The sequence below is a fragment of the Sorangium sp. KYC3313 genome (assembly GCF_052075895.1).
GTDB classification, from domain to species: Bacteria; Myxococcota_A; Polyangia; order Polyangiales; family Polyangiaceae; genus Sorangium; species Sorangium cellulosum_B.
Window position 1 is genome coordinate 2,136,161 of the sequence record NZ_CP197255.1, and the last position, 23,000, is coordinate 2,159,160.

Annotated in this window: 16 protein-coding genes; 6 read left to right on the forward strand and 10 right to left on the reverse strand. The window is 74.0% G+C overall.

All coding sequences use genetic code 11. From position 1 onward, the window contains the following. Positions 1 to 238: 238 nt before the first annotated feature. The 4 genes from glyS to dapA form a co-directional block, all read right to left on the reverse strand. Entirely contained in the window at positions 239 to 2,338 is a 2,100-nt protein-coding gene (glyS, locus tag ACSRUE_RS08350) for a glycine--tRNA ligase subunit beta (RefSeq protein ID WP_441290555.1), read from the reverse strand. Positions 2,339 to 2,501: 163 nt separating this feature from the next. Continuing rightward, positions 2,502 to 4,892: a hypothetical protein gene (locus ACSRUE_RS08355; RefSeq protein WP_441290556.1), complete on the reverse strand. Its 2,391-nt coding sequence runs from the start codon at positions 4,890 to 4,892 to the stop codon at positions 2,502 to 2,504. A 105-nt stretch (positions 4,893 to 4,997) separates the two neighbouring features. Continuing rightward, positions 4,998 to 5,795: a 4-hydroxy-tetrahydrodipicolinate reductase gene (dapB, locus tag ACSRUE_RS08360; protein WP_441293068.1), complete on the reverse strand. Its 798-nt coding sequence runs from the start codon at positions 5,793 to 5,795 to the stop codon at positions 4,998 to 5,000. 71 nt (positions 5,796 to 5,866) lie between these two features. Next, on the reverse strand, positions 5,867 to 6,772 hold the full coding sequence (gene dapA / locus ACSRUE_RS08365; protein ID WP_437854286.1) for a 4-hydroxy-tetrahydrodipicolinate synthase: 906 nt from the start codon (positions 6,770 to 6,772) through the stop codon (positions 5,867 to 5,869). 298 nt (positions 6,773 to 7,070) lie between these two features. On the opposite strand from dapA, the gene ACSRUE_RS08370 reads away from it, so the two are divergent. The 5 genes from ACSRUE_RS08370 (at position 7,071) to ACSRUE_RS08390 (ending at position 10,486) form a co-directional block, all read left to right on the forward strand. Beyond that, positions 7,071 to 7,724 (forward strand): NuoI/complex I 23 kDa subunit family protein, encoded by a 654-nt coding sequence (locus ACSRUE_RS08370; protein WP_441290557.1) that lies wholly within the window; start codon positions 7,071 to 7,073, stop codon positions 7,722 to 7,724. Positions 7,725 to 7,846: 122 nt separating this feature from the next. Next, a complete protein-coding gene (locus ACSRUE_RS08375; protein WP_437763603.1) occupies positions 7,847 to 8,362 on the forward strand; it encodes an NADH-quinone oxidoreductase subunit J family protein in 516 nt (171 codons plus the stop codon). Between the two features lie 3 nt (positions 8,363 to 8,365). Continuing rightward, a complete protein-coding gene (nuoK, locus tag ACSRUE_RS08380) occupies positions 8,366 to 8,674 on the forward strand; it encodes an NADH-quinone oxidoreductase subunit NuoK (RefSeq protein ID WP_272102053.1) in 309 nt (102 codons plus the stop codon). Between the two features lie 123 nt (positions 8,675 to 8,797). Further along, complete coding sequence (locus tag ACSRUE_RS08385; protein WP_441290558.1) at positions 8,798 to 9,184, forward strand: hypothetical protein; 387 nt, start codon at positions 8,798 to 8,800, stop codon at positions 9,182 to 9,184. Between the two features lie 258 nt (positions 9,185 to 9,442). Continuing rightward, entirely contained in the window at positions 9,443 to 10,486 is a 1,044-nt protein-coding gene (locus ACSRUE_RS08390; protein WP_441290559.1) for a glycosyltransferase family 2 protein, read from the forward strand. A 62-nt stretch (positions 10,487 to 10,548) separates the two neighbouring features. Here ACSRUE_RS08390 and ACSRUE_RS08395 read toward each other — a convergent pair whose 3' ends face one another. From ACSRUE_RS08395 to ACSRUE_RS08420, 6 genes are all read right to left on the reverse strand, one after another. Next, on the reverse strand, positions 10,549 to 13,146 hold the full coding sequence (locus ACSRUE_RS08395; protein ID WP_441290560.1) for a hypothetical protein: 2,598 nt from the start codon (positions 13,144 to 13,146) through the stop codon (positions 10,549 to 10,551). A gap of 15 nt (positions 13,147 to 13,161) precedes the next feature. Then, entirely contained in the window at positions 13,162 to 14,211 is a 1,050-nt protein-coding gene (locus ACSRUE_RS08400; RefSeq protein WP_441290561.1) for a lysylphosphatidylglycerol synthase domain-containing protein, read from the reverse strand. Beyond that, a complete protein-coding gene (locus ACSRUE_RS08405) occupies positions 14,208 to 14,903 on the reverse strand; it encodes a class I SAM-dependent methyltransferase (RefSeq protein ID WP_437763607.1) in 696 nt (231 codons plus the stop codon). The genes ACSRUE_RS08400 and ACSRUE_RS08405 overlap by 4 nt, the downstream gene beginning before the upstream one ends. 51 nt (positions 14,904 to 14,954) lie before the next feature. Beyond that, a complete protein-coding gene (locus ACSRUE_RS08410) occupies positions 14,955 to 17,675 on the reverse strand; it encodes a protein kinase domain-containing protein (RefSeq protein ID WP_441290562.1) in 2,721 nt (906 codons plus the stop codon). Between the two features lie 55 nt (positions 17,676 to 17,730). Beyond that, entirely contained in the window at positions 17,731 to 18,162 is a 432-nt protein-coding gene (locus ACSRUE_RS08415) for a hemerythrin domain-containing protein (RefSeq protein WP_441290563.1), read from the reverse strand. A gap of 94 nt (positions 18,163 to 18,256) precedes the next feature. Beyond that, positions 18,257 to 18,700 (reverse strand): hypothetical protein, encoded by a 444-nt coding sequence (locus tag ACSRUE_RS08420; protein ID WP_437763610.1) that lies wholly within the window; start codon positions 18,698 to 18,700, stop codon positions 18,257 to 18,259. Positions 18,701 to 18,841: 141 nt separating this feature from the next. Between ACSRUE_RS08420 and ACSRUE_RS08425 the strand changes: the two genes are divergently transcribed. Beyond that, a complete protein-coding gene (locus ACSRUE_RS08425; RefSeq protein WP_441290564.1) occupies positions 18,842 to 22,918 on the forward strand; it encodes a transglutaminase domain-containing protein in 4,077 nt (1,358 codons plus the stop codon). Positions 22,919 to 23,000: the final 82 nt, after the last annotated feature.

Below are 23,000 nucleotides of genomic sequence, written 5' to 3' on the forward strand. Positions count from 1 at the left end.
TCCGGTTTCCCGGAAGCAGCACAACGCCCTGCCTAGGCGTCGTCCGAAGCGTCGCGCCGGCGCCGCCGAGGATCCGGCGCCGGGGACGGCAGCACCAGGGGAGCCGCGTGCGGTCGAGCTAGCAGGGACGTCGATCCAAGCCGTGCGCCGCGGCCCCAACCGCGAGGCTACGCCCGTGGCGAGCTCAGCGAGGCCCGCTAGGGGCGCAACAGGAGTCGAGAAGGGAAAACAGGCTCCGCTACGACGCCGCGCGCGGCGCCTCGCCGAGGAGCTCCAGCCTGGCCAGGCTCCCGCACGTCTCCGACAGGGCGCGCATCAGCCGCAGCCGGTTGTCCCGCACGGCCGCGTCGTCGGTCATCACGAACACGTCGATGAAGTACTGGTGCAAGAGGGGGGCGAAGTCCGCCACCGCCCTGAACGCGGTGTCGTACGAGCCGCTCCGGACGTCCGACGCGATCTGCTCGCGCAGCTTGAGGTACCCCGCGAAGAGCGCCGTCTCGCTCGGGTGCACGTCCTGTCCGAACGGCGCCACCGGCTCGCCGGCAGGCGCCTTGTCGGCGATGTTCGTGGCCCGCTTGAAGACCTCGCCCACCCGCGCCCGCACCTCCGGGCTCAGCGCGTCGATCGCGCGCACGCGGGCCCGGAGATCGAGCGGGCGATCCGCGGCGACGCGCAGGCACGCGAGGACCGCGTCCTGCGGGAGCCGGTCGGAGAGCAGGCCCCGCAGCCGCTCGGAGAAGAACTCGCCGAGGCGGGTCGCGAGCTCCTCGCGCGAGACGTTGAGCTCCACCCCGGCGTAGCCGTCGTAGGCGGCGCCGAACGCGGCGCCGAGGCGCAGGTCGAGATCGCGATCCAGGAGCGTGCGCAGCACGCCGAGGCACGCGCGGCGCAGCCCGTACGGGTCGGCGGTGCTCGTGGGGACGAGCCCGATCGCGAAGCAGCCGACCAGCGTGTCGAGCCGATCGGCCATCGCGACCAGCGCGCCGGCGTTCGTCGGCGCCGTCGCGTCCGCGGCGCCCTTGGGCAGGTAGTGATCGCGGACGACATCGGCCACCTCCGGGCTGACCCCCTGGGCGAGCGCGTACGCCCGCCCCATCTCGCCCTGGAGCTCGGGGAACTCGCCCACCATCAGCGCGACGAGATCGCACTTCGCGAGGTGCGCCCCCGAGGCCGCCGCCACCAGCGTCTGCTCGGGCAGCATCAGGAGCAGGCCGAGCTCGCGGGCGAGCCGCTCGACGCGCTCGGCCTTCGCCAGCACGCTGCCGAGCCGCTTCTGGAACACGATCCCGCCGAGCTTCTCGCGGCGGCTCGCGAGCGGGATCTTGACGTCCTCCCGGTAGAAGAACTGCGCGTCCGACAGGCGCGAGCGCATCGTGTTGTCGTTGCCGCGCTTGATCTTCTCGGGCGCCTCCGCGGTGTTCACGACCGCCAGGTACCTCGGGAGCAGCGCCCCCGTCCTCGCGTCGCGGACGCCGAAGTAGCGCTGGTGGCCGCGCGCGACCTCGAGGATCACCCGCTCCGGCAGCTCGAGGAACCGCTCCTCGAAGCTGCCGACGATGACGTGCGGCTCCTCCACGAGGGAGAGGTTCTCGCTGATCAGGAAGTCGTCCTCGATCAGCGCGCCGCCCGCGTCCCGCGCCGCGGCGAGCAGGCGCTCGCGCATGAGCTGCGCGCGCGCCTCGGGGTCGACGAGCACGTGCGCCGCGCGCATCGCCTCGACGTAGTCCTTCGCGGCGCCGATCGCGATCTCGCCCGGCGCGAGGAAGCGGTGGCCGCGGCTCGTGCGCCCGCTGCGGATGCCGGCGATCTCGACCGGGATGACCTCGCCGCCGGAGAGCGCGACCAGCCACTGGATGGGGCGGCCGAACGCGAAATCTCCCTGCCCCCAGCGCATCGACTTGCGGAAGGGGATGGCCGCGACGAGCGACGCCAGGACCTCCGGGAGCAGCTCGGCCGCGGGCTTGCCGGCCTCGCGGCGGGTGCCCGCGAGGTACTCGCCCTTCGGCCCCTCGACGCGGCGCAGATCCGCGATGGTACAGCCGAGCTTCTGCGCGAACGCCTCGGCCGCCTTCGTGGGCGCGCCGTCCTTGAAGGCCGCCTTGACCGGCGGGCCGGTGACCTCCTCCTCGAGGTCCGGCTGGCGCGCCGCGAGCCCGGAGACGAGCAGCGCGAGCCGGCGCGGGGTGCCGAGCGCGCGCACCGCGCCGTGGCGGAGCCTGAGCTCCGCGAGGCGCTTCGTTGCGAGATCCGGGAGCGCGCGGAGCGCGGCCTCGACAAACGACGAGGGGAGCTCCTCGACGCCGATTTCGAGCAGGAGATCGCTCGCTTCGTTGGACATGGGACCGCGGACGCTACCCCAGAACCGCTCGTTCGGCGAGGTGGTCGAGCGACCGATCCGCGCTGTTCGCGCCGGCCGTGCCGTCCGCGTCGCCCGCCACGTCACGCGGTGGCACGGCGCGCACCACGGGCACGCGCCACGGGCGACGTGACGTGCGCGCGGCTCAGCGCGCCTGCGCCGCGCTCCGGAGCGCGCGCGAGAGCACCTTCCTGAAGGCGCTGGCCTCGCCTCCATCCGGCTTGCTCTTGCGCCCGTAACGGGTCGCGGCGCCGACCCGGGCGACGCACTGGGCTGCGCGCATGTACCGCCGCGCCGCCTTCGCGACCGCCCGATCGCCCGGAGCAGACGCCGACGCGACGGCCGCGCCGAGCTCGTTCAGGGCCTCATCGAGCGGCGCGCAGCCCTCGGGCGTGGGGGGCAGCTCGAGGGGGGGCGGGGCGTGGCAGCAGCGGGCGCGCAGGGTCGCGACGGTCGCCATGTCGTGCCAGCCGAGCACGGCCCATTCCTTCGTGGCGTCCGAGACGCCCTTGGGCCCAGCTGCCTGGGCGAGGTGGTTCTTGAGCGCCGCGACGCCCTTCATCGGGTCGGTCTCGGCGCAGACGAACGACAGCTGGCCCGCGATGGCGGCGTCGACGCTCTTGCCGGGAAAGAGCGGCATCGCGCATGCGGCGAAGTCCGCCGTGGCCGCAGGATCCGGCGCTGTGCTCGCGGTGCCTGCGTCCGCCGGCGCCGCCGTGCCTGTCTGTTCCGCGCCCGCGTTACCGGGCGCCGGGGCGCTCGGCTCTGCGGGGGCGGCGCATGCGGCGGGCGCAGCGCCCGCAGACGGCGGCGCGGGGAGGGACGGCGGCGCGGCGTCGCGGTGGCGAAGCCAGAACCAGGCTCCCGCCGCGGCGCCCGCGATGGCCACGACCCCCAGGGCCAGCGTGACCCACCGGCGCGCCGGGGACGGCGTCTCGCGGCTCGCTCGGGGCGCTGGCGCCGGCGCCCGGAGCGGCGGCGCGACGAGCCCGGACGCGCCGCCGCGCGCGGCGACGCCGCCGGGCGCCATCGGGAAGGGGTGCGACGGCTCGTGTGCGTCGTCTTCGCCCAGCCAGGGGAGATCGACGGCCGGGACGTGGGGCGTCGGCGCGCCGGGCCCGGACGCGCTGAAGCGCACGGCGACGCCGCCGGGCGCCATCGGGAAGGGGTGCGACGGCTCGTGTGTGTCGTGCTCGCCCAGCCAGGGGAGATCGACGGCCGGGACGTGGGGCGTCGGCGCGCCGGGCCCGGGCGCGCCGAGGCGCGCGGCGACGCTGCCGGGGGCCATCGGGAAGGGGTGCGACGGCTCGTGCGTGTGTTGCTCGCCCAGCCAGGGGAGGTCGTCGACCGTTCGTGGGCTCGCCGGGGCATCCGCGTCGAAGAGAGGCACCGCGGTGGGGGAGAAGGGCGGCAGCGCGGTCGCTGCGGGCGCGACGGGCGGCTGCGCCGTCGCTGGGGGCGCGACGGGCGGCAGCGCGGTCGCTGGGGGCGCGACGGGCGGCAGCGCGGTCGCTGCGGGCGCGACGGGCGGCAGCGCGGTCGCTGCGGGCGCGACGGGCGGCAGCGCGGTCGCTGCGGGCGCGACGGGCGGCTGCGCCGTCGCTGCGCCGGCGAGCCGCGGCGATGCGGCAGGCAACGCGGTCTGCGCCTTCGAGGCACGGTCTGGCGCCTCCGGAGGCGGGGTGGTCGGCACGCCGATCGTCGACCGGAGCCCCAGGCTCGCGAGCCCGTGGAGGGGCAACGGCGTCCGGCGGGCCGAGGCGCTCGCGATGGGCGGCGGCTGCGAGCTCGAGTGGCCATGCGGCGGCGCGCTCTTGCGGGCCGGCTGCGAGCCTGTGCCCTCGCGCGGCGGCGCGCTCTTGCGGGGCGGCTGCGAGCCTGTGCCCTCGCGCGGCGGCGCGCTCTTGCGGGGCGGCTGCGAGCTCGACGTCCCCCGCACCCCGCTGCTCGACGGGCGCGGCGCCGGAATGGTCCTCGCCGGCGCCGCGAGCGCGTGCTCATCGAGCGGCGGCAGCTCCTCCAGGCCGTCGCCCGGCCGCGCCGCCTCCAGCGCGCGACGGAGCGCCGCGACCTCGGTGATCCGCTGCTCCGCGCGGCGCGCGAGCGCCTGGTCCAGCACGCGCCACAGCGCGTCGCCCGCCGCGCCGGGCGGCGTTACCCGCGGCGCGGCGCCGGCGCCTTGCTTGCGGCGGAGCTCCTGGTCGCTCTCGGCAGGGAACGGGAGCGCTCCCGAGAGCGCCGTGTACAGGGTGACCGCGAGCGCCCACGTGTCGTCCCGGCGCGACGGCCCCTCGCCCGCGGCCCGCTCCGGCGAGCGGTAACCCACGAAGGCGGGCGTGGCGAGCGGATCCGAGAGCCACCCCGTCGACGTGCACGGCTCGCCCTCCATGACCACGCACGCGGCCGACAGGCGGCCGTGCACCGTCCCGCGCGCGTGCAGGCTCTCGACGCGCTTCGCCAGGCGGACGACCCAGCCGACCGCGTCCCTGTCCGGCAATGGACCGGCGCGTGCGATCCTCGCAGCGAGCGTCTCCATACGAGCGCCGCAGCGTAGTGCGGCGAACCGCCGCTGACCACATTGTGGCTCTCTCGCGGCACGCCGGATCGCGGATCGCCCGCGTCTGGCCCCGGAGCGCCGCGGTCAGCCGCCGATCACGTCGGCCATCGTGTATCGGCCGGGCGGCTTCCCGTGCAGGTGCCACGCCGCGCGCAGCGCCCCGCGCGCGAAGAGGTCACGGCTGGTCGCGCGGTGCGTGAGCTCGAGGCGCTCGCCGGGGCCGAGCAGGTGGACCGTGTGGTCGCCGATGACGTCGCCGCCGCGCACGGCGAAGATTCCGAGCTCGTTCGCCTTGCGCGGGCCGACGTTGCCTTCGCGGCCGTGCACGTCGGCGAGCGTCGCGGCCGGCTCGCGGGCCGCGCGTACGGCGTCGGCGAGCCGCACGGCCGTGCCGCTCGGCGCGTCCACCTTGGCGCGGTGGTGCACCTCCACGATCTCGACGTCGTAGCCGGGCCCGAGCCGCCGCGCCGCGCTCGCCGCGATCTCCGCGAGCACGTGGATGCCGATGCTCGTGTTCGGCGACCAGAGGACCGGGACGTGCTGCGCCGTCTCGTCGAGCAGCCGCTCGCACGTGCCGTCGAGGCGCGTCGTGCCGCTGACGACGGCGACCTTGGCCCGCATGGCGAGGTGCAGGAGGCGGGGGAGCGCCTCGGGCCGCGAGAAGTCGATGACCACGTCCGCGCCGAGCAGCCCGGCGCTGGTGTCGTCGCTCATCGCGACGCCGAGGTTGCCTGTCCCCGCGAGCTCGCCTACGTCACGGCCGATGCGGGAGGAGCCGCGCGACACGATCGCGCCCACGACCTGGGCCCGCTCGTTCGCCGCGAGCCGGACGATGGCCTGCCCCATCTTGCCGCTCGCGCCGTGGATCGCGACCTTCAGCAGCCGGGCGTCGTCGCCCTGGGGGGCCCCCACGAGCGCGCTCATCGGCACGCCTCGATGATCTCCGTTCGATTTCACGACGCCTCGCGCCTCGCCTCGAGCCGCCTCATCGCCTCGGCGATCTGCTGCCGGGTCGCCTCTCCGGCCGGCACGAGGGGCAGCCGGACGGCGGCGCTCATGCGGCCCAGGGCGGCGAGCGCGGCCTTCGCGGGGGCGGGGTTCGGCTCGACGAAGAGGAGCCCGTGCAGCTCGAGGAGCGCGAGGTGGGCCGCGCGCGCGCCCGCGAGGTCGCCGGCCAAAAACCGCCGGGTCACCGCGCTGGTCTCGCGCGGCAGCACGTTCGACGTGACGCTGATGACGCCCTGCGCGCCGAGCGCCATCATCGCGAGCGTCAGCGCGTCGTCGCCGCTCAGGATCGCGAGCCGGTCGCCGAGTCGCCGCACGAGCTCCTGGCAGCGGAACACGTTGCCCGAGGCGTCCTTGATGGCGACGACGTTCGGCGCGGCGGCGCAGATGCGCTCGGTCGTCTCGGCGGAGAGGTCCACCACCGTCCGCCCCGGGATGTTGTAGAGCACGATCGGCGCCGGGACGGCCCTGGCCACGGCCAGCGTGTGCTCGCGGAGCCCGTCCTGCGAGGGCTTGCTGTAGTACGGCATCACGATCATCACGCCCGCCGCGCCGGCGGCGAGCGCGGCGCGCGAGGCCTCGATCGTCTTCTTCGTGGAGAACGAGCCCGTCCCTGCGATCACCGGCACGCGGCCGCGCGCCGCCTCGACGACGCGCCGGATGACCGCGGTCGTCTCGGCTTCGCTGAGGGTCGGCGACTCGCCCGTGGTCCCGCACGGCACGAGCCCGCTGACGCCGCCCGCGATCTGCGCCTCGACGAGCGCGTCGAGCGCGTCGAAGTCGACGGCTTCGCCATCGGGCGTGAATGGCGTGACGAGGGCGGTGAACGTTCCCGACAAGGGGAGCTGCGACATCAGACGACCATGATCGCCACCCCGGGTGCGCGTCAACAGGAGAGGACAGGTTCGCCGCGGACTCCCCGCTCTCCGCTGGTTCCTGCGCGGGGCGATGCCGAACGGACGCGGCCTTGTGGGCGGGCTGGCGGGAGCCCGCGGGGCCTGTACGGCGCGGGCTGGCGGGGAGCCCGCGGGGCTCGCGGGGAGCGGGCCGGACGCTCCAGGGCAGGTCCGCGTCTGCTATCGTCCCCGGTGTAGCGCCCCGCTCCTTCGGGGGATTTGCCCGAGCGCGTCAGGTCCCTGAGAGGCACCGACCATGGATCTCGCCCAGTACATCAAGAGCATCTCCAGCGCGGCCAATACCATCCTGGAGGGGATGGCGGTCACGTTCTCCCATCTGTTCCGGGAGCCCATCACCGTCCAGTACCCCGACAAGACGGACCGCCCCGTCAGCGAGATGCTCCCCCCGCGGTACCGCGGCTTCCTGGAGGTGCAGATGGACATCTGCACCGGCTGCAAGCGCTGCGAGCGCGCGTGCCCCATCGAGTGCATCGCCATCGATCTGGAGAAGGACCCGGCGACGAAGAAGCAGGCGATGAGCCGCTTCGACATCGACATGGGCAAGTGCATGTACTGCGGCCTGTGCGTCGAGGCGTGCAAGACGGAGTCGACCGGCGCGATCCGCCACACCCGCGAGTTCGAGGGGGCGGCGCCGACGCTCGACCACCTCACGTTCCGCTTCATCCCGGAGGGCCTCGTGCCGCTCTACAAGGCGCCGAAGGACCTCGGCGAGGTGCCCGTCGGCGAGTACGGGCCGCACGCCCGGGAGGCCCGCGAGCGCGCCATGCGCGACAACCCGGCCGCGCTGGAGGAGCTGCGCGCCATCTGGCGCAAGGAGCGCGACAAGCAGCAAGGCGACGAGGGCGAGAAGCCCGCGGGCGGGGGGCCGGAGGGGGTAGGAGCGGGGTAGGAGCGAGGGCGCGCGGGCGAGCAAGAGGGGCGCAGAACGGCGCAGGAGCGCGCCGCGAGCGACGCGCAGGGGTCACCCTTGATGGGCGGTCGGCCGCGGTCTAACGTCGCGGCCCTCCCCCCATGCCCTCCCTGAGCGCACTCGTCTTCCTCGGGCTTGCCGCGCTGACGCTCGGCTCGGCCGGGCTCGTGGCGTTCTCCAGGAACATCATCCACTCCGCGCTGGCCTTGCTCGGCACGTTCCTCGGCATCGCCGGGCTGTACGTCACGCTCTCGGCCGACTTCATCGCGGCGACGCAGGTGCTCGTCTATGTCGGCGGCACGCTCGTGCTCATCCTCTTCGCCGTGATGCTCACGAGCCGCATCGCGGAGATGAAGATCTCGAACCCGCGCGGCGGGCCGGCCGTGGCGTTCGGTCTGGTCACGGCGGTGCTGCTCCTGCTCGGCAGGGTGGCGACCCAGACCCCTTGGCCCGCCGAGGCCAGGCCGGCGATGCCGTCCACCGCCAAGCTCGGGCACGCGTTCCTCGGAGAGTACCTGCTCCCGTTCGAGCTCGGCTCGGTCGTGCTGCTCGCCGCGATGATCGGCGCGGTCGTGCTCGCGCGTCGAGCCGTCAGGCGCTCCTGGGAGAGGGAGTAGGCGATGGAGGTCGGTCTCATCCATTACCTCAGCGTCGCCGCGGTGCTCTTCGGGCTCGGGCTGTTCACCGTCATGACGCGGAAGAACGCGGTGGGCATCCTCCTCGGCGTCGAGCTCATCCTCAACGCCGCCGCGCTCAACTTCATCGCGTTCGACCACTTCGTCGCCGGCGGCGTGGCTGGCCAGGTGTTCACGGTCTTCATCATCGTCCTCGCGGCGAGCGAGGCGGCGATCGCGCTGGCCATCGTGCTTCAGGTCTACCGCAATCACCGGAGCATCATGGCCGACCAGCTGACCTCCCTGAAGAACTGACGCGAGAGCGGTCATCCGTGCGGAAGCGCGCGGTCGGCATGACGCGCGTGCCGCGCGGGATGGGCGCGACGTTCGGACCGGCGGCCGCCGCGTCGCGCGCGCCCGCGCCCCACGCCGACGCCGATGCCGATCATCGACCGCCGACCGCCGGGCGATGCGCTCGACGTTCCCGCGCTCTTCCTCTTCACGTGGAGCTCAATCCCAGTGACAAGCAGGAAAAACCTGACCTTGCTAAGCCCCAGCGGGCGACCCACGTTCGAAGCCATGCAGAACCTATCCAAGACGGAGCTGGTGGGGTTCGTGGAGCTCGAGGTCGGTTCGCTTGCTGTGCAGGTGCCGATCCGCGCCGCAGCCGCGGCGACAGAGCTACCGCTCGCATCCTTCGAGGCTGAAGGGGACAATTGCGCCATCCTCGTGCGAGGCGACACGTCCTCGAAGGCGGTCGAGGTCGCGCTGCGAAACGCGGCGCAGGAGGCGGTCAAGCACCTCTCGAAGAAGCTGCTCAACTAGAGCGGAGCGATGGTCCCGCCGGCCCGGCGCAGGGCTGCGGGCCATCGTCCCCGCGATGTTCCGTGATGTTCCGCGATGTACGGTGCCCCGGGGCACCGGCGGAGCGGCGTGGACAGGTCTCTGCTGGCCGCCCGGCGCTCAGCGCGAGCGGGGCGGCGCTCCGGCCGGCGCTGGAGCCTCGCGTCGCGGGGGAGCCCGCTGCGCGCCGGGGTGAATTTCTCGACGCGCGTCGTGCTACGCTGCGCCGCGAAATCGCCCGTGAAGCTCATCATCCAAATCCCTTGCTTGAACGAGCGCGACACGCTCGCCCAGACATTCGCGGACCTGCCGCGGTCGATCGACGGCGTGGACGAGATCGAGGTCCTCATCATTGACGACGGCAGCACGGACGGGACGAGCTCGCTCGCCGAGCAGCTCGGGATCCACCACATCGTCCGCTTCGCCAAGAATCGAGGCCTCGCCGCCGGGTTCATGGCCGGCATCGACGCGTGCCTGCGGCTCGGCGCCGACATCATCGTGAACACCGACGCGGACAACCAGTATCGCGGCGCGGAGATCCCGAAGCTCGTCGCGCCCATCCTCGACGGCCGGGCCGACCTGGTGATCGGCGATCGGCAGACAGATAGGATCGAGCACTTCTCGCCGCTCAAGAAGGTCCTGCAGCGGTGGGGCTCGCGGCTCATCCGGCGCCTGTCCGCCACGGAGGTGGCCGACTCACCGAGCGGCTTCCGCGCGGTGAGCCGGAAGGCGGCGCTGCAGCTCTTCGTGCACAACCGCTTTACCTACACGCTGGAGACCGTGATCCAGGCAGGCCGCCGCGGCCTCGCCGTCGCGAACGTGAAGATCACGACCAACCCGAAGACGCGCGAGTCGCGGCTCTTTCGTTCGATCCCCGACTACCTGCGCCGCGCCGGTCCCGTCATGTTCCGGGCTTATGCGATGTACCGCCCTGTGCAGCTCGTGGGCTGGGTCGCGACGGTGCTGCTCGTGTTCGGCTTCGCGCTCGGCGTCCGGTTCCTCTACTTCTACCTGCGGAATCCGGACTACAGCGGTTATATCCAGTCGCTCATCGTCGGCACGGGCGCCGTCGTGATGGCGTGCATCCTGGTGGCCGTGGCGTTGCTCGCGGAGCTCATCGCGACGAACCGCCGCCTCGTCGAGGAAGTGCTGATGCGCGTGCGCCGGATCGAGACCGAGCTCGCGGAGCGGGAGCCGACCCTCAGGCTGGAGGGGATCCGGTCCACGGGCGCGAAGCCGTGGCACAACCAGCAGATGCAGCCGGCGCGAGCGAGCGCGAGGTGAAGAGCCCGGTCCCCTGGACCGGGCTGCTGGTCGAACAGCGCTCGTAGCCCCGGGCCGGGAGCTCAGCCGTCCGGGTCCTCCAGATCGCCGTCCTCCGGGGGAGCCACAGCGTCGGTCGGCTCCGGCTCCGGCTCCGGCTCCGACTCCGGCTCCGACTTGGGCGGCGCGCTCGCGGCCGAGGGCTCGGGCGGCGGCTCCGCCCGGGAGGTGTCGCGCTTCTGCCGCAGGTAGACCGTGTAGCTCTTGAAGCGCTCCGCCGTGAAGAACACGCCGTCCAGCTTCACGTTCCGGCTGCCCCGCGCGGCGTTCTTGCCGACCACCACCGCCTCCGCGGCGTCGAGGAGCGCGGCCTGCGCGTTCGTGTCCTTGGGCCACGCCCGCGCGGGCTTGGGCTCCTGGCCCCGGGGCGGCTGGAGCTTGGGGAGGATGTGGAGCGCCTCGACCGGGTAGAGCCCGTCCGTGTAGCCCCGCGCGCCGAGCGTGAGCACCTGATACGGCAGCTCGTCGGCCGGCGGCGGCTCCTTCGGCATGGTCACGAGCTGGAGGCTGCCGAAGCGGCGTTTCTCGGTCGCGTAGCGGTGCACGAGCTCGTTGAACAGCACGGCGGCCTGGAGCGTGTCCGGCGGGCGCTGGTTCGGCGGGTACAGGATGTGGGTGACGCCGACGCTCCGGTAATGCGCGTAGAGCTCGGCCGGCCCTCGCACGGGCTCGTAGAAGATGAGCGATTGCCAGGCCTGGATATCGAAGATGATCTCGCGCTCGATACCGAGCGTCGTGCGGTAGTTGCGCGCGAGGATGCGCGCGTCGGGCGGGGTAGCCTGGTTGATCGCGCGGTGATCCGCGCGAAACTTGAACCGCTGCGCGTCGGTCCATCGCTTCTCGTACGTGGAGCGGATCAGCGAGAGCGCGCTCTCCAGCCGGCGGGGGCCGGAGTAGAAGGGCACATCGCCGCTCCACACGATCTGGAACACCACGAGCGGCACGAGGCCGAGCCGCGCGACGGTCCCGAGCTGCCATGTGCGGACGAGCAGCGCCGCGGCGGCGGCGATCGGCACCGCGAGCATGCCCTGCAGGTACCGGTCCGCGGTGTACGTGTTGCTCCACATCCAGACGCCGGCGAACGTCGCCCAGGCCGCGAGCGCCGGCCTGCGACGACCGCGGATGACCAGCAGCATCGGCAAGAGCAGCGTGAAGAGCGAGCCCATCGAGGGGACGTAGCGAGTGAACGAGTAGTGCGGGGAGAACGAGAACGTGAAGAAGTTGCCGGCCGCGATGAGCTGCCGCTCGAGCCCCTTCCCCTTGGGCAGGTAAGGCGCGTTGGGGTACGCCTTCTCCATGAACTCCGCGGAGCGCGCGTGCTGCGGGTACGACCGCGTGAACACGCGCTGGGCCAGCGGATAAACGGGGTTGTTATGGTAGATGGTGTTCTTGATGAAGTGCGGCGCGGCCGTGCCGAGCGCCACGCCCGACGCGATGAGCCCCGCCACGAGGACGCGGCGCGCCGAGAGCAGCGGCCGCCTGCGCTTCTTCAGGGCGCGGGAGGCCGCGCGCGCGAGCAGGTACGCGGCGCGCGGCACGACGACCGCCGCCGCCATGGCCAGGTGATAGACCGCCTGGTACTTCACCAGCATCGCGCCCCCGAGCGACGCGCCGAGCAGGACGGCATACCGCCTGTCGAAGCGCTCCGCGAAGCGCATGGACGCGAGCAGGACCGGCGCCGCGAAGAAGCCCAGGAAATGGTCCGCCGAACCGCCGGGGTTCTGGTCCTGGACGAACAGCGACGGGAACAGGAAGAAAGCCGCCCAGAGGCCAGGGACGCGTTCGCCCTGGAGCAGGTACCGCGCCAGCGCCGCGACGCCGACCACCTTCCCCAGGACGAACACGAACTCCAGGTGGAGCGCCATCATCCACCGTTGCTCCACGAGCATCCCGGGGACGCTGAAACCCCACGCGTAGAGCATGCTCCCGAAGTGGGGGAACGAGCGGTTCACGTCGCCGTAGAACGGCACGATGCGGCCGGCGCGCGCATAGTCCTGCCCGATCGGCAGGTGGTACCAGGTCGCGTCGAAGCTGATGGAATCCGGGGTCAGCGACAACAGGTAGAGGAGCACGAGGCACATGGCGCCGACGCCCGTGGCCGTGAGCCACAGCCAGCGCATCGCCCCTTTCGGCGTCGTCGAGGCGTCGAGATCGTGCTTCAGCCGCGATAGCCAGCGTGGCAGCTCGAGGAGGCCGCCCGCGAAGAGGGCCGCCGGCATCACGAGCCCGTACCAGGGGCGGATCCAGCCGACCACGCCCGCGAGGTACATGCCGAAGACGAAGGCGATGCTGCCGAGCGTCATGCCGAACAGGCCCTCTTCGACCGGCGGCAAGTGCGCGAGGCGGAGCACCCGACGCAACAGCACGAGGCCGATGCCGAGGCTGGAGAGCAGGAACAGCAGCGAATAGCCCCAGAGCGGCGCGAGCCGCCACAGGAGCCAGTGCTGGACCGGAATGTGCGTGTGGACCACGAGCGCGTAGCCGACGAGGCCCGTGAGGCATGCGACGGCCGCGAACACGTTGCGCAGCAGCCTTTCCCGGGGCGAGCCGGAGGTCAGGGCGGCACAGAAGCGGGCCGGGGGGGAGTCGGAGTTCAGGGCAGCACGCAGGCGGGCCAGCATGAGAGGGGGCGCATCCTAGCGAGGCGCGGCGCGTCGGCAAAGCAGCCGCGCGATGAGCAAGCCGCCCACGTCCACGGCGAGCGAGGTGGCGCGCGAGATGAGCGCGGCGCCCAGGGCCGCGGCGGGTCCGACGGCGGGGGCGAGGCCCACGGAGATCAGCGCCTCGCGCACGCCGATGCCGCCCGGCGTGGCCATCGCGAGGAAACCGGCGACGGGCGCCAGCACGAACAGGCCAGAGCCGCCGAGCGCCGCGCCCGGCGTCGCGCCGACGGCGAGCGCGGCGCACGCGCCGTGCGCGGCCCAGGTCAGCGAGTACACCGCGTGCACGAGCGGCAATCGCACCGGCATGAGCGGCCCGCGCCCCTCGGGCGCGAGGAGCTTGCGGACGCGCTCGGGCGCGCGGGCACGATCCACGGTCATGAGCGCGACGAGGACCGCGCCCAGGGCGAGGAGCACGGGCAGCCTCCATCGACCGATGAGCGCGTTCGCGCCCGCAAACTGCTCGCCGCCCGCCGCGAGCAGGCCGAACCCCACCATGGCGCCGACCGCGATGAAGCTGGTGAACTCGATCGCGAAGGACGACCCCACCTCCGCGCTGGTCGCCCCGATGCGCGGCGCGCCCAGCATGCGGAACAGCGGCACGCCGACCTTGCCGGGGATGTACCGTGCCGCCTGCGACTCGACGTGCAGCGCGATCGCCGGCCAGCGAGGGATGGGCCGGCCGGTCAGCTCTTCCAGGATGAAGGCCCAGGCGAGCCCCAGCACGACGAGGCCGAGCGCGAGGGGCAGCACCGAGAGCGCCACGAACGCGGGACGGATGTCGATCGGCGCGCCGCTCTCCCACCTGCGAGCGAGGTCCCGCGCGGCGAGCCCGATGAACAGGGCAGCGGCGACGACCATGACCGGGCGCAGCGCCGCGCGCACCCTGGCGAGCGGGCCTCCGATCCGCTGCGGCGGGCCGGGCGCGGGCTCGGGCGGATCCGCCGAGATCCTCGGGGGAGCGGGCGGGGCGCCGGTGGGCGGGGTGCTGGGGAGATCGGCGAGCGACGCGGATCCGTCCTTCATGCGGCCCAGCGCTTCGCCACGCAGAAGACCGACAGGCCGAAGCTCGGCCGGTAGCCGCGCGCGATGAGGTCGACCTCGGCACCGAGGACGGCTTCGAGCGCGGAGGAAGCGAGGCCCGACTTCGGCGAGGGCTGCTTCATGCTGGTCTTGCGAGGGCGCAGCTTGCGCGCGGCGCTCCAGACGGCGCGCGAGCCGACCGCGGCAGGGAAGAGGAGCTGGTTGAAGTAGGCGCAAGCTTCCACGTGGAGCTCGGCCGGCAGCGCGGCGCGGAAGCTGCCAGCCGTGTACCGGCGGAAATGCTGCAATGCGCGGTCGTGGTCGCTGAACAGCCACGGATACGCGGGCACCGTGGCGACGAAGATCCCGCCAGGGCTCAGGTGATCATGGATCCACCGGAGAGCGGCGCGGTCGTCCTCGATGTGCTCGATGACATCGAGGGCGCAGATCACGTCATAGCGTCGGTCGAGCTGGAACGGGATGGATGTGCCGTAGAGCGTCCTCGCCGCGCCGGCCTTCGCGATGGCCTCCTGTCCGAGAGGGCTCACCTCGTTGGCGTCGACGGCCCCGAACTCCGCGAGAACGCTCAGGTTCTGGCCGACCCCGGCGCCGACCTCCAGCAGCTCGAGCGGCCGCCGTTCCGGGCCGAACTCGCGCACCAGATGGGCCAGCAGCCGGGCCCTCCCCTTCCTCAACCAGTCGCCGGATTCTTCAGAGTATTGCTGGTATGCAGTCGTTTCCACGCTTCACTCTGCATGCGGGGCCGGATCGCCCTGGGGCGATCCGGCCGGAGGCGGCGACTCTGCTGGTGAGGTCGGTTCCGCCTCGGCCGGCTCCGGGGGGGTCGGGATCTCGATCGTCAGGTCGTCCACCTTGGCCGGCTCTTTCCGCGGCTTCTTCGGTGGCGGCGGCGGCGGCGGGCGCCGCTTCCGCGGCGGCGTCGTCGCGGCGGCCCTGGCCGACGGCTGCGCGGACGTGGCCGTGGCCGTGGCCGTTTCCACGGCCGGCGCCGTGACGGTCGGCTGGGGCGTGGGCTCCTGCGGCGGCGCGGGCTCTGCCGTGACGGCGGGCGGCGGCGGGGCCTCGCTCTCGGCCGCCGGCGTGCTCTGCGGCAGGCGCTGCGAGCGGACGACCATCTGCCACGCGACGACGCCGGCGAGGGCCACCAGCGCGAGGGCCGCCAGGCGGGCGCGTCGGCGCCGACGTGAGCCGGGGTCGAACTCCGGAAGCACGCTCTCGCGCGCCTCGTGCGCCACCCCGCTCACGCTGGACCCCTTCATCCATTGGTCCGGCGACTGACCGGAGGGCAACGCGCGAGGCCGAGGGGCGAGCGGCGGATCGAGCGGGGGCGGCTCGCGCAGCGAGGCGGGGGGCGCGGCAGCCGCGCCCGCCCCGGCGACCGCTCGCCTGACGTTGTCGCGGAGCCTCTCCGACGACGGGTCCTGGCTCGGCGGCGCCTCGCGCTCCGGGACGATCGCGCGCGGATCGGCCTGTTGTGGCGAGAGCACGTGTGGCGTTTGCGAGGAGAGCGGCGGCTCGGCCGTGGCGCCTGGCGCGACGGGTACGCCGCTCTGCGGCGCGGCCATCGCGGGCTCGGCCGGCGCCTGGGCCGCGGGCTCGGCCGGCGTTGCGTCTGCGCGCGGAGCGAGCGCTGCGGATGCGGCCGGCGCTGTCCAGCGCTCGTCCACGTCGGTGTCGATCGCGTCCTCTTCGAACTCGTCGATGTCGACGTCGACGAGCGAGGACGCGCTGTCGGCGGCCTTCCGGAACGTGTCGCTGGGCACCAGCGCCGGTGCAGGCGCGCCCGGCGGGGCGCCGGCGCCGTCTGTCGTCGCGGACGATACGCTGCTCGGCTGCGCGGAGACCGGCGTCCCGGCAGCGACCGGCGTCCCGGCAGCGACCGGCGTCTCGGCAGCGACCGGTGTTTCGGCAGCGACCGGCGTCTCGGCAGCGACCGGTGTCCCGGCAGCGACCGGCGTCCCGGCAGCGACCGGTGTCCCGGCAGCGACCGGTGTTTCGGCAGCGACCGGTGTTTCGGCAGCGACCGGCGGCTTCTGCGCTGCGCTGTCGCCGTGCTGCGGCGGCGCCGGAGGTCGATCGCCGGGCCGAGCCGAGAGCGGCGGCCGCTGGCTCAGCGGCGGCCGTTCGCCGAGCTCGGGCGAGCTCGGTGATTGCTCGCCGATCTGCGCCAGCGACGGCGTCTGAGGCCGCGCCGTGGGTCGAGGCGGCGCCGGAGGTCGCTCGGTGGCCCGCGGCGGTGCGAGAGGCCGCTCGCCGAACCGAGACGACAGCGGCGGGCGCTCGCTGAGCGGAGGCCGCTCGGTGAGCCGCGGCGGCGCCTGCGGCCGCTCGCTCGGCGCCGCGGGGATCCTCGCGCTCGGCCTGGCCGACGACGGAGCGGCCGCCATGTCCGCCGGCGGCTCGCCCGATCCTCGCTCGGGCGATCGCGGCGAGGCGGCGCCCGTGGGGTCGGCCACCCGGGGGAGCGGCGGCGCCTTCGGGATCACCGAGCCTGTCGCCGGCCGCGGCGGGGCCGCCGGCGGGCGCGTGGGCGAGGCCCGGGGCGGCAGCGGCGGCGGCGGCTGCGGCGATCGGATGCTGCTCGGGGCCTCGGTCGACAGGTCGGCGACGCGGGCGAGCGACTCCGCGAGATCGCGCGCGCTGCTGAAGCGCCGCGACGGGTCGCGGTCGCAGGCGCGCGCGAACCACCCGTCGAAGCTCGGCGGCAGCTCCGGGTTCACCCTCGACGGGACCGGGATCTCGCCGAGCGAGATCTTGATCAGCAGGTCGCCCACCCCCTCGCTGTCGAACGGGAGCTCGCCCGTCACGCACTGGTAAGCGATCACGCCGAGCGCCCAGAGATCCGCGCGGTAGTCGACCTCCCGGAGCCCCTTCACCTGCTCCGGGCTCATGTAGTGCGGCGTGCCCATGAGCGTGCCGACGCTGGTGCGCTGGGCGACCCGCTTCCCCTGCCCCTTCACCTTGGCGATGCCGAAGTCGAGGATCTTGACGATCTCGTCGTCCTCGTTCGCGCAGAGGAAAAAATTCTCCGGCTTGAGGTCGCGGTGCACGATGCCGGCCCCGTGCGCGCGGGTGAGCGCGCGCGCGACCTGCGTCACGATCTTCGACGTCTCCTGGAGCGAGAGGCGGCGCCGGCGCGCGAGCCGATCGAAGAGGTCCTCGCCCTCGAGCAGCTCCATCACGATGAACGGCTGCTCCCCGTCGATGCCGTGATCGATGATCTGCACGACGTGCGCGCTGCGCAGCTGCGCGGCGGCCGTCGCCTCGCGGCGGAACCGCTCACGCGCGTCCTCCTGCTTCGCGAGCTCCAGATCGATGAGCTTGACCGCGACATGGGTGCCGAGCGCCAGGTGCTCGGCGACCCACACCGCGGCCTGCGCGCCCTGCCCCACGGGTCGGATGAGGCGGTAGCGCTCGCTCAGCACCTGACCAGCTGCAATAGACACGGCGGCAAAAGCCTACGTCGAGGACAACATCCGTGTCGAGTTCATGCGTACCACCTCAGATGCCCTGCGGAACGGTTTCCTTTATCAGCTCGCGCCATTCGTCGTGGGTGAGCTCTGGATAAATGTAGTCGCCCTCGAAATTTGTATGGTGCAGGAGCAACCGGGCGACATCGACGATGGCCCGCGCGACGTCGCCGCCCTGCGCAACGCCCGCCAGGGCGTCGGTCGCTTCACGCACGGCGGCGTGCTGCTTCAGCGCCACCTGGACCTCCTCGGCGAGCCCGCGCGCCTGGAAATGCGGGAAGATGGCGGTCTCTTCGTAGCGCATGTGCCGCTCCATCGGCCCGCGCAGGAACGCGAGCAGGCTCGCGCGCTCGGCGCTCGCCTCGCCCGCGGAGCGCTGCGCCAGCTCGATCAGCTTCTTCGCCGTGGCGCGAGCGAGCTCCTCCTCCTGGAAGAGCTCGCTCACCATCCGGTCCAGTTCCATGAGGTGCGGGCCGTCGTAGTCCAGATTCCGTGGAGGGTCGAGCGGGGCGCGGCGCGATCCCGCGGCGGAGCAGGTCGGCTCCGTCGTGCGCGCGTCAGTCGTGCGCGCGGGCGCGGACGATCGCGGCGAGCCGGCCGACGACGCCGTTCGCGACCATGGCGAGCACCTGCTTCTCCAGCGCCTGTCGCTCGCTCGGCCTGCCGCCGAACGAGATGTGCGAGCGGGCGGTGGGGCCGCCGACGACGCGGCCGACGACGGTGCAGCTCACGCGGTGGACGTCGCCCCGCGTGGCCGAGGTGAACTCGACGACACGCGCGCTCAGCACGACCGATTTCGCCTTGCCGAAGTCCGCCTTCTTCGCGGCGCTGGAGAGCATGCCCCGCAGCGCTCGAGCCCGCTGGGCCTGGCCCTCGCCCGCGGGCACGTCGACGCTCTTCCATTCGATCTTGGTGTCGCGGGCGAAGGTCGATGCTGGCGAGGCCGTGAGCGTGGTCAGGGCCATCACCGCCGAGAGCAGCCATCGTGAAGCGCGGTGCATGCGCGCAGGGTAGGGGGGCGCGGGCTCGCCGGCCAAGTTCGCGCGCGGGTGCGGCGCGCGCGGCGCGGCCGCACCCGCGCTCGCGCCGCGCTCGCGCCGCGATCGGGCCCGCGCTATGCCGTGGCGGGGAAGCGAGGTTCGATGGAGCGCAGCTCGCCGGGGGGAGATCGACGGGATCGACGAGGACGAGATCGACGCGCGCGCGCCCGCGCGCTCCGCGGGGGCGGGTGGCTCGCCGCGCTGCTCGCGATCGCCGCCGCGCCCGCGGCGGGCAACGCCCAGTCGCCGCGTCCGGGAGGCGCGACGGCGGGCGCGAGCGCACCCGCGGCGGGCAGCGCGCCGGCGCCGCGAGCCGGGGGCGCGAAGGCGGGCGCGGGCGCGCCGGCGGCGGGCAGCGCGCCGGCGTCCGGGAAGCGCGCGCCCATCGTGCTGTCGCCGCGGTGGACCGCCGCGACGCCCGACGAGATGCTCGGCGCGGCGCTGACCCGGGCGCGGCGGGGCGGCGACGACGCGTTCGCCGGGCTCGTGATCGCGGCCGCGCTCGCGGACCGCGCCGCGCAGGGCCGCGCACGGGAAGGCCTCGCGCAGATCGGGGCGTCCTCGTCTCCGCTCGCCGATGAGGCGCGCTGGCTCGCCGCCTCGCTCGCCCCGGAGCCGCCGGCGGCGACGTGGCCGGGCGCGCGCGCCGTCTCGTACGACGCGCCCCCGGACCCGTCCGGGCTCGTCAAGGCGTTCGCCGTCCTCGGCCCGTTCCAGGACAACTCGGGCGGCGGGCTCGCGCTCCGCGAGGGGCCCGAGGCCGAAGGCCAGCGCTTCTCGGACATGAGCGCCCGCTACGCCTGGGGGGTGTACGACGTCGCGTGGCGCAGGGTGCTGCCCGCCGCGTCGACGGCGCGCGGCGTGCCGCTCGATCTTTACATCCACCCGCGCACCGAGACCTGCACGTACCTCGCCTCGCGCGTGACCGTCCCGGCCGCGCTCGATCGCAAGCCGATGCTCGCCCACGTCGCCGCGACCGGCGCCGTGCGGCTCCTGTGGGACGGCGTCGACGTCGCCGCGAGCGACGCGGCGCATGAGCGCCTCGTGCTCGACCGCATCGCCGCGCGCATCGAGGCGCCCGCCGGCGATCACCTGCTCGCCCTCAAGGTGTGCACCGGGGCCATCGCCGACGAGGGGCGCGTCCGCGTGCGCTTCACCGGCGAGGACCGCCGGCCCGTGGCGCTCGCGACCTCGTCGGACCTCACGCCGCTCAAGCCGCCGCCGGCCCCGCCTCCGGGCGCGCGCGCCGCGACCGCCGTCGCGACGGCGCTCGACAGGGCGCTCGACGCGGGCGCGTCGCAGTCGGTCGATCAGACCCTCACGGCCGTCGTGGCGCGCACGCTCGGCGGCGCTGACGACCAGCGGTCGCCCCGCGCGCCCGGGCTGCTCGACCGCGTGACGCGGTCGCCCGGGATCTCCGCCGACGCGCTCGCGCTGGCGGGCTGGGTGTCGCCGTTCGGCGCGAACCGCAGCGGCTGGCTCGAGGCCGCACGCGCGCGCGGCCTCGCCGAGAAGGACCGCGCCACCGCGGCGTTCGCGCAGCGCCGGCTGGTCGCCGCCCACCTCGCCTCGGAGCGGGTCGACTGGGCCGCGGCCGCGCTGCGCGAGGAGCCGCTGCGCTCGGCGCGCGATCCCGAGGCGCGCGTCCTCAGGGCGCTCGTCAAGAAGAAGCTCGCGACGGCGGGGCTCGCGCGGGCCGGGCTCGAGGAGCTGCTCGCGGTCGAGCGCGAGCGGAAGGACCGGACGCCGGTCGTCGTCTGGCAGGAGATCGCGGCCGCGGCCCGGCTGGACCCGGCGCTCGAGCTGCGGGCCGCGCGCCGGCTCGCCGAGATCGCGCCCGAGTCGCGGGGCGCGCCCTACGTGCTCGCGTTCGAGCCCGACGGCGGCGCCGCGCTGGAGGTGGCGGCCGCCGGGGCGCTCGCGCAGCAGACGTCGGCCGAGGACGTCATCCGGATCGGCCGCGCGCTCCACGACGCGGGCCGCGTCGCGTGGGCGCGCGAGGTGCTGTCGTACGCGACGCAGGTAGCGCCGAACCAGCCCGCCGCGTTCCAGGCGCTCGCCGCGGTGCGGGAGGGCGGCGCGGGCGCGCGGCCGACGGCCGCCGCGGCGCGCGTGGCCACGTCCGCGCTCGCGCGGGCGCGCGACCTCACGCCCGGCGATCCGTACCTCAAGGCCGAGCTCGCGCTCCGCCTCGGCGAGGGCTCGGCCGGCGCGCCGGGCCGGCAGCGCATGCGTGACGAGCAGCACATCGTCGCGCCCGGCGTCTTCCTCGCACGCGGGCGGCAGACCCCGGCGAAGAAGGGGGAGGTGGCCGACCGGCAGCTCCACTGGGTGCGCGTCGTGACGTACCACCCGGACAAGCGCGTCTCGCAGCTCATGCACTACGCGCGCGAGATCGTCATCGAGCCGCGCACCGATCAGGATCTCTACGAGCGCGACATCCCGGCCGAGGGGGAGGACACGGAGCTCCTGTTCGCGCGGGTCCACCGCAAGGACGGCACGGTGGCGCAGCCGGACGAGCAGGGCGCGGGCGGGCAGAAGCCGTTCGTGCGCTGGCCCGAGCTCAAGGCGGGGGACGTGGTCGAGGTCGCGGTGCGCTCGTGGACCCGGGGCCCCGTCGGCCGCCGGGGCGACGCGCCGTTCTACTTCATCGACTACGTCGGCTCGACCGACACGCGGCCGATCCTCTACAACGAGGTCGTCGTCGACTCGCCGGCGAGCGATCCTCTGGCGATCGACGTGCTGAACGGCAAGGCCGAGCGGGTGCTCAGGTCCGAGAAGGACGGCCGCCAGGTGACGCGGTACATCTGGGACGACCCGCCCGAGGTGCCCGAGGAGCCGCTCGCCCCGCACCTCGCGGAGGTGCTGCCGGTCGTCGTGGGCTCGACGTTCCACGGCTGGCACGACTTCCGGGAGTGGTACCGGGGCGCGGTCGCCGGCTTCATGGAGCCCGACGATCAGGTCCGCCGGCTCGCCGCGGAGCTCACCAAGGGCAAGGTCACGCGCGAGGCAAAGCTGCGGGCGCTCTTCGACTTCGTGGCGGACGACATCCGGTACGTGAACTTCGTGTCGGGCGAGTGGTGGCTGCCGAACCGCCCGCAGGAGCTCCTCGCGCGGCGCCAGGGCGACTGCGACGACAAGGCGATGCTGCTCATCACGCTGCTCAAGTCGATCGGCATCGAGGCGACGGAGGTGCTGGTGCAGACGCGCTACACGGGCCAGCCCTCGCTGCTCCGGAGCGAGGTGGCCGCGATCCCGGTGTTCGATCACGGCATCGCCTACCTCCCGGGCGCGGGCGGCGCGCCGGGCCTGTGGCTCGACGCGACGAGCCCGCAGAGCCGCCTGGGGCCGCTGCCGGCGATGGACGCGCGCACGCTGGCGCTGTTCGTCGACGAGGGGCCGCCGAAGATCGTGGAGACGCCGGCGAGCTCGCCCGCCGATCACGGCGTCGACGCCGCGTGGACGATCGCGCTGCTCCCCTCCGGCGCGGGCGAGCTCGCGGCGAAGGAGCGGCACATCGGCGACGCGGCGTTCGAGCTCCGGTCGAACCTGGCGGAGGCCGACGCGCGCGCGCAGTGGGTCGAGCAGTACCTCGCGTACGGCTGGTTCCCGACGGTCGACGTGAAGCCCAAGGTGGCGTTCCAGGCCGATCTCCCGCACGGGGCGGCGACGCTCGAGTACGAGGCGCGCTCCGAGGGGCTCGCCCGCCGCGAGGGCGCGGAGCTCGCCGTGCCGCTCTCGGGGGCGTCCACGATGACGTCGCAGCTCGCGCCGCTCGTGAAGCGCACGCTGCCGGTCGTGTTGCCGCCGAGCTTCGCGCCGCGGCACCACAACCGGACGATCACGATCACCGCCCCGCCCGGGTACGCGTTCGCCGAGCTCCCGCCGGGCGGCGACGAGAACGGCGGCGCGTTCGGGCGGGCGACGATCTCCTTCGCGAGGGTGCCCGGCAAGAACGCCGTGGTGGTGAAGGAGCGCGTGATCCTCGATCAGTCGACCATCCCGGTGGCGCAGTACGCCGCCTGGCGCGGCTGGCTGCAGCGGGTCGACGGGCTCCTGCACCGGATGGTGCGGCTCGCGCCGGTCGCGCCCGCGACCAAGCAAGCGCGCAGCGCGCTGGGCACGCAGGCGGGCGGCGGCGCCGGTGCGGCGCCGCAGGCGCGCGGCGCGATCCGCTGACGAGCAGCTTCGCCCCTCGCACCGGCGGCGCGACAGGCTCTCACTCGCCCGCTCGCGACGGCGATCCCGCGCGCCGCGTCCA